The 15,331-nt window shown below is 29.4% G+C and carries 9 protein-coding genes and 1 pseudogene; 5 read left to right on the top strand and 5 right to left on the bottom strand.

The window, feature by feature from the left end:
• Nucleotides 1-180 precede the first annotated feature (180 nt).
• Together B3W71_RS10295 and B3W71_RS10290 are read left to right on the top strand one after the other, a co-directional pair.
• The gene (locus B3W71_RS10295) at nt 181-1,881 is read left to right on the top strand and encodes a hypothetical protein (RefSeq protein ID WP_346888846.1); all 1,701 of its coding nucleotides are present in this window, start codon (nt 181-183) and stop codon (nt 1,879-1,881) included.
• Between the two features lie 274 nt (nt 1,882-2,155).
• Nucleotides 2,156-2,707, top strand: a complete 552-nt coding sequence (locus tag B3W71_RS10290) for a helix-turn-helix transcriptional regulator (protein WP_346888845.1) — start codon at nt 2,156-2,158, stop codon at nt 2,705-2,707.
• Nucleotides 2,708-2,888: 181 nt separating this feature from the next.
• Here B3W71_RS10290 and B3W71_RS10285 read toward each other — a convergent pair.
• Nucleotides 2,889-3,065, bottom strand: a pseudogene (locus tag B3W71_RS10285) (8-oxo-dGTP diphosphatase MutT); the annotation flags it as partial.
• Nucleotides 3,066-3,397: 332 nt separating this feature from the next.
• Between B3W71_RS10285 and B3W71_RS10280 the strand changes: the two are divergent.
• Together B3W71_RS10280 and B3W71_RS10275 are read left to right on the top strand one after the other, a co-directional pair.
• On the top strand, nt 3,398-5,305 hold the full coding sequence (locus tag B3W71_RS10280; RefSeq protein WP_346888844.1) for an acyl-CoA dehydrogenase family protein: 1,908 nt from the start codon (nt 3,398-3,400) through the stop codon (nt 5,303-5,305).
• 50 nt (nt 5,306-5,355) lie between these two features.
• Nucleotides 5,356-6,555 carry an FprA family A-type flavoprotein gene (locus tag B3W71_RS10275; RefSeq protein ID WP_346888843.1) on the top strand — a complete coding sequence of 400 codons (1,200 nt, stop codon included), beginning with the start codon at nt 5,356-5,358 and terminating at the stop codon, nt 6,553-6,555.
• Nucleotides 6,556-7,029: 474 nt separating this feature from the next.
• Here the strand turns inward: B3W71_RS10275 and B3W71_RS10270 are convergent, their stop codons facing one another.
• The 4 genes from B3W71_RS10270 to B3W71_RS10255 form a co-directional block, all read right to left on the bottom strand.
• Entirely contained in the window at nt 7,030-7,692 is a 663-nt protein-coding gene (locus tag B3W71_RS10270; RefSeq protein WP_346888842.1) for a hypothetical protein, read from the bottom strand.
• Between the two features lie 322 nt (nt 7,693-8,014).
• Entirely contained in the window at nt 8,015-10,654 is a 2,640-nt protein-coding gene (locus B3W71_RS10265; protein WP_346888841.1) for a calcium-translocating P-type ATPase, PMCA-type, read from the bottom strand.
• A gap of 430 nt (nt 10,655-11,084) precedes the next feature.
• Nucleotides 11,085-11,570, bottom strand: a complete 486-nt coding sequence (gene tpx, locus B3W71_RS10260) for a thiol peroxidase (RefSeq protein WP_346888840.1) — start codon at nt 11,568-11,570, stop codon at nt 11,085-11,087.
• A 108-nt stretch (nt 11,571-11,678) separates the two neighbouring features.
• Nucleotides 11,679-12,230, bottom strand: coding sequence for a manganese efflux pump MntP family protein (locus B3W71_RS10255; RefSeq protein WP_346888839.1), 552 nt, complete (start codon nt 12,228-12,230; stop codon nt 11,679-11,681).
• Nucleotides 12,231-13,071: 841 nt separating this feature from the next.
• On the opposite strand from B3W71_RS10255, the gene B3W71_RS10250 reads away from it, so the two are divergent.
• The gene (locus tag B3W71_RS10250) at nt 13,072-14,865 is read left to right on the top strand and encodes a MutS family DNA mismatch repair protein (RefSeq protein WP_346888838.1); all 1,794 of its coding nucleotides are present in this window, start codon (nt 13,072-13,074) and stop codon (nt 14,863-14,865) included.
• Nucleotides 14,866-15,331: the final 466 nt, after the last annotated feature.

The following is a 15,331-nucleotide window of genomic DNA, read 5'->3' as shown; positions in this document are numbered from 1 at the left end:
GCTCCTTGGCTATATTTTATTATATAGTTCCCGAGGAGCTTTTTTGTAAAAATAATTCAAATTTACACCAATAATTGGAAGTACATAGTGTAATTAGTTTATATTAATAAATCTAGTGAATTGCAAAACTAAAAGATATTATATGTAAAAAATATAAAAAAGAAGGGGAATAATGGTGAAATGAAAAAGTACAAGCAAATTATAATAAGAAGATTACTTTTATCAATGGTAACTAATCCTATATTTGTAGTTATATATTTGATTTCCTTTTATGAATTATATACTTTATGCAGATTTGGAAGGTTTAATAACAATATTATTGTATTATTTATATGTATGCTATTCTTTTTATCTTGGTTTATATATTTAATAATTAGAATTAGGAGAAAATCAGTAACTATGCCACAACATATTATAGATGAATATGAGTTTCATGAGAGTGGTATAAGGATCTTGCAAGATCAAGAGATACAAGTAGGCTTTCAAGATATAAAATCATTTAGTATAAATAAAAAATATGCTTATATAGTTCTTAAAAATAAAGATATTGTAATTTTAAATATGATAAGTAAAGCTCCTGAAGATAGAAATATTATAAAGAATGATTTAAATAAAAGTGTAAGTGTATGGCGTAAATCTCTTTATAAAGTTATATGGATATATATAGCTATAATTATTATGGTTACTACAACATTATTTTATGGATATAAAATATATCATGATGCAGTAAATTTTAATGGAAGGTTTTCATGGGTTTTATATGATTTAAAGCATAAAAAGGAGATAAAATTTGAGCATAATAATATATATCAAGATGGGGCAGAAGGAATATTTACAGATATTAATGAAAAACTTCATATGCCTGAAACTTTATATGTTGCTAATGGCTTTAGCCTTAATTTTGATTCTGATGGAATAATTAAATCCTTTGGTGCTTTTCTATATGGCAATAATAGGAAAGGTAAGCCAAAAAGTTATTCAATTTATTATGATAGCAATAAGTCAAAAAAGATAACTGTATATTTAAATGATTATATAGATGCAGATTTTAATGAGGATAAGCTTATAGAACCATTAACTAATACAATGAAAGTTATTCCACTTAAAGAAACAGTAAGTAAATGGAATGAAAGGCAGTATGGTATTCTTTATTATGGTAAAAGAAGCTTTGGATACAATACAGATGGAATTGTTTATATAGATTTAGAAGGAAATACAAGGTCAGCTGATGAAGTATCATCAGAAATAATAGGATATACTGTTTCTGTATATGTACCAGAAAAAGAGCATGCATACACTCCAGTTAGATATAACTTAACAGAAGATTTAAATAATATTAAAAAATATCATTTAAATGTAGATGAAAATGAAAAGACCTCTAGATCAGCAAATAGTGAAGATAAAGAGTTTTATTTATCAGACAATATTGGATATAAATTAAAAGTTGTAGAGGCTGCAGCAGGTAGTAGATTTTATTCTTTATATGGTACTAAGGATGGTGGAAATACATGGGATACTATAAATGAAGATCCATTCATAGGAAGAGGTGGCGTAGCAGCAGGAATAACATTTATAAATGAAAAGCTTGGATTTATAGCCTTGTCTCATAGTGGTGGTAGTTATGGTGAGTTATATCGCACAGAAGATGGTGGATTATCTTTTGAAGTGGTGAATTTACCAGAGGTAAAAGTAGCATTAAAAGGTGAAGAAACTTTTACTCCTTTTGATTTTCCTAGAATGCCTTACAAAGAAGATGGAATTCTTAATATATTAGTTGGGCAAGGTACTGATGGAGACTATAATGGAAATTCTAGTGCTTTATATCAATCAAAGGATGAGGGAATTACATGGGAGTATATTAAAGAGGTTAAGAGGGAGTAAAAATAAAGAAGCGGATAAGTACAGAGAGATATATTTGCTAATAGGGTAAAACAAAAGGATGTCGCGAAAGGCGACATCCTTTTTATATGCTTTTAAAATTATTTATAGTATATGATGTAATAATTTTAATAAAAATTAAATGAAAAATGTTTTTTCATATAGTTCATGAATATTGCAAATTCAAGTTGCGGATTTGCAATTGTAGATTGGTGTTATTTTGGTGTAAAACCTATTATAATTTACACATAATAACAAAGAAGAGAGGTAGAAAGTCATGAGTTTTGCAGATAATTTAAAATCAATTAGAAAAGAAAGGCATATTTCACAGGAAGAGTTAGCAGAAATAATTGGAGTAAGTCGTCAAGCGGTTTCTAAATGGGAACAGGGAAGTGGATATCCAGAGATGGAAAAATTGCTTGTGTTATCTAAAGAACTTAATGTATCTTTAGATTATTTGATGTTAGGTGAGATAAAATCAACTGAAAATAACAAAGCTTTATCTAATAATATAATTGTACCAACTGGGAAGATTACTATTAAATCATATGATGGGAAATCAATTGTTAATTGCTATAAGGTTTTAGCATCACATGTAATGTACAAAGCAAAAAATGATGAGCCAAAATATTGGTTGATTGGTGTTAATAGCGGAGCATTTTGGGGAGAAAAATCAATTGTACTTGGTTGGTATGTTGATGAAGAAAAAATAAAAAAGGAAATGGATGAAATTGCAAAATCAATTAATAATGGTATACAAGCATATGAATTAAAATATGCAGTAAAAGTTAAGAATAAAATGTTAAGAGTAAAAATAGATGAAGAGTAACTTAATTTTTATATGATAAATGAGAATAATTTGGAGCTTAACAAAGCTCAATTTATCTAAGCGATTATATAGAATTAAATAAGAGTAATTTTCATATTTGATTCTAAAGTATGCTGTTTTTAATGAATAGCATACTTTTTTTGTTACTAAAATGTTGTAAAAGTCTATGCGAAAATGAGTGTAATTTTTCTTTCAATAATTGTTCTGCAGCGGGAATATCAGCAGGAGCCCAATTTAAAGAAAGTAAATTTTCTTTGGGAAGCCAAATAAGTTTAGCATGTTCATTAGCAGTAGGCTCATCTTCTATTAATCTACATCTAACGGTTATTAAATTAACTATAAATTTATCGTATTCGTTATTGAAATTTAAATAAATATATTTTTAGATATATTTTCATGTAATAGAAAATAGTATTAATTAAGGGCAATATAATAAATTTATATAAAAATTTGACAATAGGAATTAAAAGTTTTATAATAATTATTATTAAGAGATAAGATTAATTAAATAATTAAGTTAATTATTATATAATCAATTTAATTATTAGAAGATTATATAAACAATTTTAGCTTTAAATTTCATTGCGAGGATATTGTACTTTCTAAATTAAAGATTATAAATTTTTACAAGTTCTATTAATAAAACTTGTGAAAATTAGAATAAAGCACTAAATTAAAGGGGGTAAATTTATGTTTTTTAAGACTACAGAACAACATGAAGCTTTTCGTGCAAAAATTAGAGAATTTGCAGAAGTAGAGGTAAAGCCACAAGCATTTATGCTGGACAAGGAAAGTGAATTTCCAACTGAGGCTATAGAAAAGTTAGGTAAAATGGGGGTATTAGGTACTCCTTATCCTAAAGAGTATGGAGGAATGGGATTAGATGTAACTAGCTATGCAATTGCTGTTGAAGAGCTATCTAGAGTAGATGGTGGTACAGGTGTAATTTTATCAGCCCATGTTTCTTTAGGAACATATCCAATTTTTGCATATGGAACTGAGGAACAAAAGCAAAAATATATGATTCCTCTAGCAAAGGGTGAAAAGATTGGTGCCTTTGGCTTAACTGAGCCAAATGCTGGTAGTGATGCTGGTGGGACTGAAACTACTGCTGAACTAGAAGGCGATTATTATATATTAAATGGTGGAAAGATTTTTATAACTAATGCAGATAAGGCAGATACTTATGTTGTATTTGCTGTAACTACTCCAGATATAGGGGTTAAAGGTATAAGTGCCTTTATAGTTGAAAAAGGATGGGAAGGATTTACATTTGGTGATCATTACGATAAACTGGGAATCCGCTCCTCTTCAACTGCTGAATTAGTATTTAATAATGTTAAAGTACCTAAAGAAAACTTATTAGGTGAAGAAGGACAGGGCTTTAAAATAGCTATGGGAACATTAGATGGTGGTCGTATAGGTATTGCAGCTCAAGCTCTAGGTATAGCTCAAGGAGCTTATGAAAATGCTTTAGAATATTCAAAGGAAAGAATACAATTTGGTAAGCCTATATGCCAGCAACAAGTAATTTCATTTAAGTTAGCTGATATGGCAACTAAGCTAAGAGCAGCTAGACTTTTAGTATATAGTGCTGCTGAACTTAAGGAAAATCATGAGCCTTATTCTATGGAGGCTGCTATGGCTAAACAATATGCCTCTGATATATGTTTAGAGGTTGTAAACGATGCACTACAAATCTTTGGAGGATCTGGTTACCTTAAAGGAATGGATGTAGAAAGAGCATATCGTGATGCTAAAATTTGTACTATTTATGAAGGAACAAATGAGATTCAAAGAATGGTAATTGCATCTCATATAATCGGGAAAATGCCTAAAAACCAAACCAGAGATAAAAAGTCTAAACATGGTGGAGTCACTGGTGCTCGTAAGAAGATGATTATGAAAGATGGAACAGCTGAAGAAAGAGTTACTAATCTTGTAGAAGTATTAAAAGCAGATGGTTATGATTTTACTGTTGGTATTGATATAAATACTCCAATATCTAAGGCAGAGCGTGTTGTTAGCGTAGGTAAGGGAATTGGTGAAGAAAAAAATATGGAACTTGCTAAAGCTTTAGCTATTCAAGCTGGTGCAGCGATTGGTTCATCACGTCCTGTAGCTGAAACTTTAAAATATTTACCTTTAAATCGTTATGTTGGAATGTCAGGTCAAAAATTTAATGGAAACCTTTATATAGCATGTGGTATATCAGGGGCTGGACAACATTTAAAAGGAATAAAGGATGCTACTACTATAGTTGCTATCAATAATAATCCTAATGCTCCAATATTTAAGAATGCGGATTATGGTATTGTTGGAGACGTATTAGAAATAATGCCACTACTAGCAGCTGCTTTAGATAATGGAGAACCAAAAAAGGAAGCACCTCCTATGAAGAAAATGAAAAGGTATGTTCCTAAAAAGACTATTCCTACCTGGAAGACATATGTTTGTAACGGATGTGGCTATGAATATGACCCAGCTATAGGAGATATAGAAAACGATATATCACCAGAAACTTTATTTGAGGCTCTTCCAGAAGAATGGATTTGTCCAGAGTGTGGTGAAGAAAAAGATAGTTTTATAGAGGTCTAATTTTATAGCAAAAATTTTAAGGTTTTTATAGTAAAAAGGAGGAGTAATTTATGTTTTGTGTTAGAAAAGTAACGAAAGACCTTTATTGGGTAGGTGGTAATGATAGGCGTTTAGCTCTTTTTGAAAATGTTCATCCAATTCCAAGAGGGGTTTCATATAACTCATATTTATTATTAGATAAAAAAACTGTGCTATTTGATACTGTAGATTGGTCAGTTTGTAGACAGTTTTTAGAAAATATACAAGCTGTTTTAAATGGCAGGCCATTAGATTATTTAGTAATAAATCATATGGAACCTGATCATGGAGCTGCTATCGAAGAAATAATATTACGTTATCCTAATGTTAAGATTATAAGCACTGAGAAAGCTTTTCTATTAATGAGACAATTCGGATTTGACATCGATGGAAGAATGGAAGAGGTTATTGAAGGAGATACAAAATCTTTTGGAAAGCATGAAGTAACATTTGTGGCTGCACCAATGGTACATTGGCCAGAAGCTATGGTTACATTTGATACTACAAACGGTGTTCTTTTCGCAGCTGATGCCTTTGGATCTTTTGGAGCATTAGATGGTAAGCTATTTAATGATGAGGTTGACTTTGACCGTGATTGGATTGATGACGCTAGAAGATATTATACAAATATTGTTGGAAAGTATGGACCACATGTTCAAGCATTGTTAAAAAAGGCAAGTGGACTAGATATTAAAATGATTTGTCCACTACATGGTCCAGTTTGGCGTACAGATCTTGGATATTTTATTGATAAGTATGATAAATGGAGTAGATATGAACCAGAAGAAAAAGCAGTAATGATAGTTTATGCTTCAATGTATGGTAATACCGAAGCTGCAGCTACTGCCTTAGCTACTAAATTTGTAGAGAAGGGAATGAAAAATGTAGTTATGTATGACGTTTCAAGCACTCATGTATCTGAACTGATTTCAGAAACCTTTAGAGTTAGCCACGTAGTTTTAGCTTCTGTAACCTATAACCTTGGTATTTACCCACCTATGCATAATTATCTTATGGATATGAAGGCTCTTAACCTTCAAAAGAGAACTTTTGCAATAATTGAAAATGGCTCATGGGCATGTAAGTCTGGAAGTTTGATGAGTGAGTTCCTAGAGGAAATGAGAGAAATGACAGTTCTAGAAGATAAAGTTACACTTGTATCTTCTATGAATGAAGGAAATGTTACAGATATGGATACAATTGTTGAAGGTGTTATAGAATCAATGAAATAGTTATAATAAACATGTTGTTTAAGGGATGGCTACCTAAAAAAATTATGACGTAAATTTTATCGCAATGTATTACCTTCACCATGAAACCCTCGATAGAAATGTCGAGGGTTTTCCTCTGTACATAAATTTAGAATCATTTATTTAGATGATGAGCATTGTTTATTACTAAAGTTAAGAGAGTTTTTTAGCTATTAAAATTATATCATAGGACATATTTAACAGGGGCTTTGGCAAAATATATTACTAATCTTATATAAAATATTGAAGATATACTTTAATATTATTGTTAGCAAATGCCATTTGAATAAGTAAGAATCTAAATCTATGATTTAGTTATTCGAAACGGCTGAGCGTTAATAATATAAGTGCTTATTCAATATTTATTTAGATTAGTTTATTTTGCCAAAGCTCCTTCAGTTTACATCGATTATTTTAAATAGCGATTTAAAATAAGAATTATCTTTTTTAGTTTTATTAATTATTTCCTACAGACATATTTCCTAATGTAGCACCAAATGAGAAAGGTTCTTTTGGAACCCAAACTTCTGTTACTTTTTTATTTAACTCCATATTTACTTTTTCAAACTCAAAAGTATTTTCTTTAACTTCAGTTGAAGGAGTCAATGCTTTAATATTTTCAATTAGCTTATTAATATAAAGCTCTGATATTTCAGCTTTATCAGAAATTTGATTATTTAGTACTTCAGCAACTGTATCTTCAGCAGCTTTAGTATCTGCTCCCATCATATCAATGTATGGTGTTGAAATCTTAACTTGAGACACTTCCTTATCATGGGAAACAAGCTCTATGGTAGGAGATAATTTTCTTAAGGCTTCTATTTCAGATTGATAAATTGATTCTAATTGCTCATCTGTAATAGGTAGATCAGCTCGTACAAAATTAGACCTCACAGCTTCTCTCATTAAATTTTTTTGAGATTCAGCAAGGTCTGTAAGCTCGTTATCTGCAACACCGAGATTTTGAAATCCAGTATTGTCTTGTAAAATAATTAGGTCATAGAAAGCTTTTGCAGTTTGTTCAGCAGAAACAGCGCTTTTACTACAGCCTAAAAAAGTTAATGTGAAAATAAGTAACATAGAGATGCAAAGAATTCTATGATTTATATTTTTTCTCATGTGTATTTCTCCTTTTATGTAAAATTTATGTCTTTTTATAGATAATCCTTATTAAAGCGTAACTATATATTAACATAATGTTAACAGAATATCAATTATACTGGATAAAAGATAATTTATATACATAAGTTGTATATATTAACTAATTCCTTATATTTATATTTAATGAAAAAGGAGTAATAAGTAAATAAAATGTGCCCTATAGAATTGATATGCTCCCTTTATATGTAGATAGCTAAAATAATAAAACTGTTTCTATAAAGGGAGCATTTTATATTTCAATCCTTACTAGTTTTATTTAAATAAATTCAATCTAAACAAATTAATGAATTAATCTCTTTATTAATTTAAATATCTCGGAAAAAATAATAATTGTAAATGAAATGCAAACAATCTTTATCCACATTAAAATTGGTAAAGGCACTGTACCAAAGAATACACCACCAAACTGTGTAATTATTACTTGTAATCCAAAAGTTAAAGAGAAGATACCCAGCATTAATTTATTGTTAGTGATATTTTTAAAAATACTAGTATTTGTAAGCTCACGGCTGTTAAAGGCATTGAAAAGTTGGAATATAACAAAGAGAGTAAATAAAACTGTTGTCATTTGTTCAGTAGTAGCACCCATAAAGTTCCATATATGTTGTGATAGGAATATTGCTGAAATAAATAAACCATTTGCTACAATTCTTGAAAGCATTGTTACTGAAATAATATTTGAATCACGTTTAATAGGTTGTCTATCCATCAAATCATTACGAATCGGTTCCAGTCCGAGTGTCAATGCAGGTGGACCATCCATGATAATATTAATCCATAAGAGCTGCAATGCTGTAAATGGTGATTTAAAGCCTAACAGAATTGAGAATAATACAACAATAACGGATGATAGATTTACTGTAAGTTGAAATTGGATAAATCTCTGAAAATTTTCGTAAATACCTCGTCCCCATTGTACTGCTTTTACAATAGTTGAGAAAGAGTCATTCAATAAAACAATATCACTAGCTTCTTTGGATACCTCTGTCCCAGCTATTCCCATTGCAATACCAACATCTGCATTTTTTATTGCAGGAGCATCATTTATTCCATCACCGGTAACTGCTACAATATTTCCAGTAGATTTTAGTGCATTTACAACTCTCATTTTAATAATAGGAGTACTACGAGCAATTACTCTAATTTTTGGAAGCATCTTCACTAATTTATCTTCAGATATCTCGTCCAACGCTTTTGCTTCAATGGCAATATGCTCCTTATCTAAGATGCCTAATTCATTAGCAATAGCTGTTGCTGTGATAAGGTTATCTCCAGTAAGCATTTTTAAATCAATTCCTGCATTTCGACAACGCTCTACAGCAATAAAGACATCACTACGAAGAGGGTCACTAATAGCAACAAATCCATCATAAACCATATCACTTTCAATGGCCTTACGATGATCTTCATAGCTATCGATATTAGAAATGTCTTTGTGAGCAAAAGCGATAACACGACAAGCTTTTTCTTGAAAACTCATTATTTTGTTTTCGATTTTTTGTATATCACTGAAGGGTAAAGTACAAATTGATAATATCTTTTCAGGACTTCCTTTTGTGTAAGCAATCTTTTGGTTACCATTAGAAACTATTGTTGTCATATTTTTGGTCTCAGATGAAAATGGAAATGAAAGATCAATATTAGTATTATTACGGTACCTCTTATAGTCATAACCAGCTTCATATGCTGCCACAAGTAACGCGCATTCTGTTGGGTTACCAATGAAATGCTTTTGATTTTCTTCAAAATTCACATCAGCAGTACTATTAATACAAAAATTCTCTAGAAGAATAGTATTATTAAGCTCTTTAGGAACTACCATCTTTCCAGCGGTATATATGTCTGTAACTGTCATTTTATTTTGGGTTAATGTACCTGTTTTATCAGAACAGATAACATTTATACATCCTACAGTTTCACAGGCAATCATCTTCTTAACTAAAGCATTTTGCTTTGACATTTTAATGATATTAATAGAAAGGGAAACAGCTACAATTGTTGGTAAGCCTTCAGGTACAGCTGCAACAATTAGTACAATACTTGTAATGAATGCATTAGATATAGTATCAATAGAAGCTGTACCATTCACAACAAAAATTATTGTTTGAATGATAAAAACAATGGTAGCAGCTGTCGTACCGAGTATGGTAATAAGTTTACCTAACTTAGCCAATTTCTCTTGTAAGGGTGTAATTGATTTTTGGGTAGAAGAAAGTTCTTTTGCAATTTTACCAAATTCCGTATGATCACCAACATTAGTTACTATCATTTTTCCATTACCACTTGTAATAAAGCATCCAGAATAAAGCATGTTACTTCGCTCGGCTATAGGAGTTTTTTCATTATTGAGAACAATATCTGCATTTTTTTCAACAGGAACACTTTCACCAGTTAAAGATGATTCATCGGCATTAAGCGATATACTTTCAAGAAGTCGTCCATCAGCAGGAAGCTTATCACCTGTTTCTATTAAAAGGATATCACCAACAACAACCTCTTTCTGAGGGATAAGCTGAACTTCACCATTACGAATTACTTTCACAAGGTTATCCTCATTTATCTTGCTAAGAGCCTCAAAAGCTTTTGCGCTTCGACCTTCCATAATAACAGTTATAATAACAGACAATGAAATGGCCACAAAAATACCAACACACTCTAAGAAGTCTGATTCTCTTCCAGTAAATGAACGAGTAATGTTTACACCAAGTGCAATGGCACCTGCCATAATTAACATGAGAATCATTGGTTCACTAGCTGCTTCCAAGATTCTTCTAGCAAGTGATACTGGCTTTTCTTTAGTGAAAGTATTAATGCCATTTTTTTTTGCACTTTCTTCTACTTGTTTTACGGAAAGCCCTAGATTTTCATTTACTTCAAATGAATTAAGTATTTCTTGTTTTTCTTTCATAAAAAAATTCATTTACACTCCTCCTATACTTTATCTTAAATTGAAAAAGACCCAAGCATGGATTTATAAACCATGCTTGGGTCTTTATAAAACAAAAAAAGACCAATGCATAGCTATTATAGATGCCATACATGAGTCTCATTATTTAAGACAAGCCAGACCGAAATAGGTCAGTATGTTGACTTGCCACGCATAAATATGCGTCAACTACTCCCTCACGGGTAATTTTCAATTTACTTATATTGTAATATAGTAAAACAGACATGTCAAGAAGAGGAAGTTAAGTATGTAACATAAAATATCAGCACAAACTTAAGTTCATTTTCTATGAGATTTTTACCATTTAAAATCAAAAGAGCTATCGCTCTTGACTAATTTTTAGTCATTTTGCAATAGCTCCTTTTAATCTTAATTTTTAAATAATTACTACGAATTAATATATTTACTTAACAGCTTGAAGTGCAGCTGCATAGTCAGGTTCATTAGTAACCTCACTACAATATTCCACGTAAGTAATAGTGTTATCTTCATCTAATACAAAAACAGCCCTAGTAAGTAATCCTAGTTCATTGATGTATACTCCATATTTATCACCAAATTCTCTATTTTTGTAATCAGAAAGAGTAATTACATTTTTAATTCCAGCAGCTCCACACCATCTAGCTTGAGCAAATGGTAAGTCCATAGAAATAGTGTATATAGTAACATTATCAAGTTTAGAAGCTTCTTCATTAAACTTTCTAACTTCCATATCACAAACACCAGTATCTATAGATGGAACAACTACGAAGATTCTTTTTTCTTTAGTATCTTGTAAAGTGACAGGTTGTAGTTCATTATTCATTAAAGTAAAGTCAGGAGCTTTATCTCCTACTCTTAATTGAATTCCTTTTAAAGTAATTGGATTACCTTGAAATGTAATTTTCAAGCATATCATCTCCTTTTAAATTTATATTCCATAAATATAATATGCTCAATTACATTATTTTTATGATGAGGTTTTTTTATAAATCAAAATATTGGGTTTGAAAACATTTTATAGAACTCCTTTTGTGGCTATAATAATTAAAATAATTCCGCCCCAAATTTCAGCCTTTTTACCAAGTAAATCTCCAAACTTCTTTCCTATAAAAATTGCAAGGAAGCTACAAAGAAATGTAGTTATACAAATAATACAAACTGCAGGAAGAATAGATATATTCATAGCATTGAAACCAATACCTACAGCAAAGGCATCTATGCTAGTGGCTATTGCTTGAAAAAATATAAACTTATATGTAAGAGTAGTAGTATCATCTTCTTCTTTTTCTTTACCTGGGAAGAAACCTTCTTTTAACATATTCGCACCTATAAATCCTAATATAATTAGAATTAAGATTCCTGCATATTTACTTAAAATTTCTGAGAACATTCCTCCTGTATAATACCCTAATAAAGGCATAAACCCTTGAAATAAACCAAAAAATAAAGGCATAGCAATAATTTTTGATTTAGTAGCATCTTTATATACCATCCCATTAGTCATAGATACTGCTACAGCATCCATACTAAGACCTAATCCTATCATTATAATTTCTATAGTACTCATTAAAAAACTCCTTAATCTTATTTTATTAAATTCTAAATTATCCTCCTCATAAAAATAAAAGACCCATGTATAGCTTAATTAAAATGCACTTATGAAGAGTACATTTTAAACTATGCTATACATGAGTCTTGTTCTTTAAGGCAAGCCAGATTAAAAAATTAATCATTATGTTGACTTGTCACGTATAAAAGATATTATACGCAAACTACTCCCCCACGATACATTATTTTACTATTATATTATGAAACTATGAATAAGTAAATATATTTTGTGATTTGGTGAGGATAAATAGTGGGTTTTATAGGTAATATTTTAAGTAACATTAAGCCATATAAGATTAATATAAGTTTAATATAAATTTGATATAAATTTGATATAAATTTGATATGATTAGAAATGTTGGATATAATATACATGTAGTATTAAGAAAAGAAATAATGTTTAGTAAGTATATAACTTTTATATAGAAGGGGATTTCGCAAAATAAGCTAATCTAAATAAATATTAAAGTGCATCTTCAATATTTTATATAAGATTAGTAATATATTTTACGAAAGTCCCTAGATATGAAGATTTTAACTAGAGAACTATATAAATATTTATATAGGAAACTTTTTAAAAAGCTAACTTTTTGCATATACAAAATTTTAAAAAGTTAACTTTTTGTATATTTAACTTTTTAGAAAGTTAAATAGTTGACTATTTATAGGAGTTTCATAGAACTTACTACATTAATAGTATATTTAAAAGTACATGAAATATAGGAGTCAATAATAAGCTTCATATCATTAATCTAAGTAAAGTGATGAGTCAAAAATATAAGAAAGTAAGGAGTAACGGTGTGATAGAGGATAAATTTTTAAGCAGAATAGATAATTATAATAAAGAAATTGCTAAATACAAAAAAGAGTTTGATAGAATTGGATATCTAAGATTAATAGTAATGATATTAGCCTTATATTTCACCTATAGAGGAGTAAGAGATGGAATGACTAGTAAGGTTTTATTTTTTTCTCTAATTTTCTATGGAGCTTTTGTATGCCTAATAATATATCATAGAAAAATTAAGGGTAAATTGAAATTAGCTGAGGATATGATTGAAATAAATAATAGATATCTTCAAAGAATTTCTGGTGAATGGATAAACTTTCAAGATTTAGGTGATGAATTTGTAAATAAAGACCATAGATATGCATCAGACTTAGATATTGTAGGGAAAGAGTCTTTATTTCAATTAATAAATATAACAAATACTTGGCATGGAAGAGAGAGCCTAGCTAAGATTTTACTAGAACCTAATTATGATAGGTCGGAAATCTTGTTAAGACAAGAGGCAGTAAAAGAATTATTTGATGATTTAGACTTTTGTGAGGAAATAGAGTGCATAGGCAAAAATAATAAAAATGGATTAAAAAATCCTAAAAAGTTAATAAATTATGTAGAAGATAAGGGTGTTCTTATAAAATCAAAATTTGTTAAAAAACTCTTATATTTAATGCCGCTATTTACAATACCTATTTCCCTTATAATTTTTATATTTAATTTAAATAATCTAAATTTTTTAATGTACTTTTTATTAATAATTCAAACTGGTATATGGGTAATATCTACATTAAAGGTAAATCAAGTATTAGAAAATATTAATTATTTTAGAGGAAGTTTAGAGGAATATTTAAATATTTTAGGTCTAATAGAAAAAAAAGATTTCAAATCTAAAAAGTTAAATGACATAAAGGAAAGTTTATTTAAAGATAATGGATCAGCAATAGAAGCTATTAAGAAACTTTCTAGTATATCAGAAAAGATAAATATAAGGCAGAGTAATGGACTAATATATATAGCTTTAAATATATTACTTCTCTGGGATTATCAATGTGTATTTTCTCTTGAAGAATGGAAGGCTGAAAATGGAAATAAAATAGAAAATTGGCTTTCAAATATTGGATGTGTAGAAGAGCTGATGAGTCTTGCTGTATTAATGCATATTGATGAAAATATAGCATTTCCAACGATAAATACTAGTGAATTTAAGGTAGAAGCAGAGGAGCTAGGTCATCCTTTAATAAATAGAGATGTAAGGGTTAATAATGATGTAACTATGAAAGAAAATATATTTATAATAACAGGATCTAATATGTCAGGTAAAACTACATTTTTAAGAACTATAGGCATAAATTTAGTTTTAGCATATGTAGGTGCACCAGTATTTAGTAAGAATATGGAATGTAGTTTATTAGATATATATACATCCATGCGAATAACAGATGATTTGAAAAATGGAATCTCAACTTTTTATGGGGAATTAGTAAGAATAAAAGAAGTTATTGAAGGGGCAAAGAATAATAAAAACATGATTTTTCTCATTGATGAAATTTTTAGAGGAACTAATTCTAAGGATAGAATTACTGGAGCGGAGGCTGTAATTAAAAATTTGAGTAGATCTGGTGTTATAGGAGCTTTAACTACTCATGACTTAGAGTTGTGTAATCTTTCAGAATATGATGGAATAAAAAACTATCATTTTTCTGAGTACTATAAAGAAAACAAAATATATTTTGACTATAAACTAAAGGTAGGAAAATCAAATACGACAAATGCTAAATATTTAATGAGAATTGTAGGGATTGAAATTTAACTTATAAATAAAGGCATAATTTGTAAAGGAAGTATAATCATTATAAAGACTTTTGCAATAATTAGAGTTAAGGGAGTTTTGCTTTCAATCATAGTATTTTAATACAACTATTTACTATAGGTATATTAAGTCTTAGTAGTAAATGATATGAATTTTTGATGTCAACTTTAGATAAGCTCTTTACTAAGAGCTGTACTTTGGCAATTATAAGGAGAATAGTGTAATTTCAAGTATGTATTGGGGAATTTTGAGTATATATTTTAACGAGAAGTAATATGTATGCTATTCTTTTCATAATATATAAAGGCATCTTCAAAAAATAAATAAGTCAGAATGCTCGTCTATTTTGTGTTATCTGATGACTACCCGCTCTAATACTCCCATCTTCTTCAAAGTGGGAGTAAAGAGCGGCGACGACCCTAGATAACGATTTCTAAGCTTCAGTGGGATTAAAAAACCTCTGAAG

Source organism: Clostridium sp. UBA1056 (assembly GCA_002316385.1).
Lineage (GTDB): Bacteria > Bacillota > Clostridia > Clostridiales > Clostridiaceae > Clostridium_J.
Note: the sequence above shows the minus strand (reverse complement) of the source record. Positions and strands in the feature narration are given on the sequence as shown.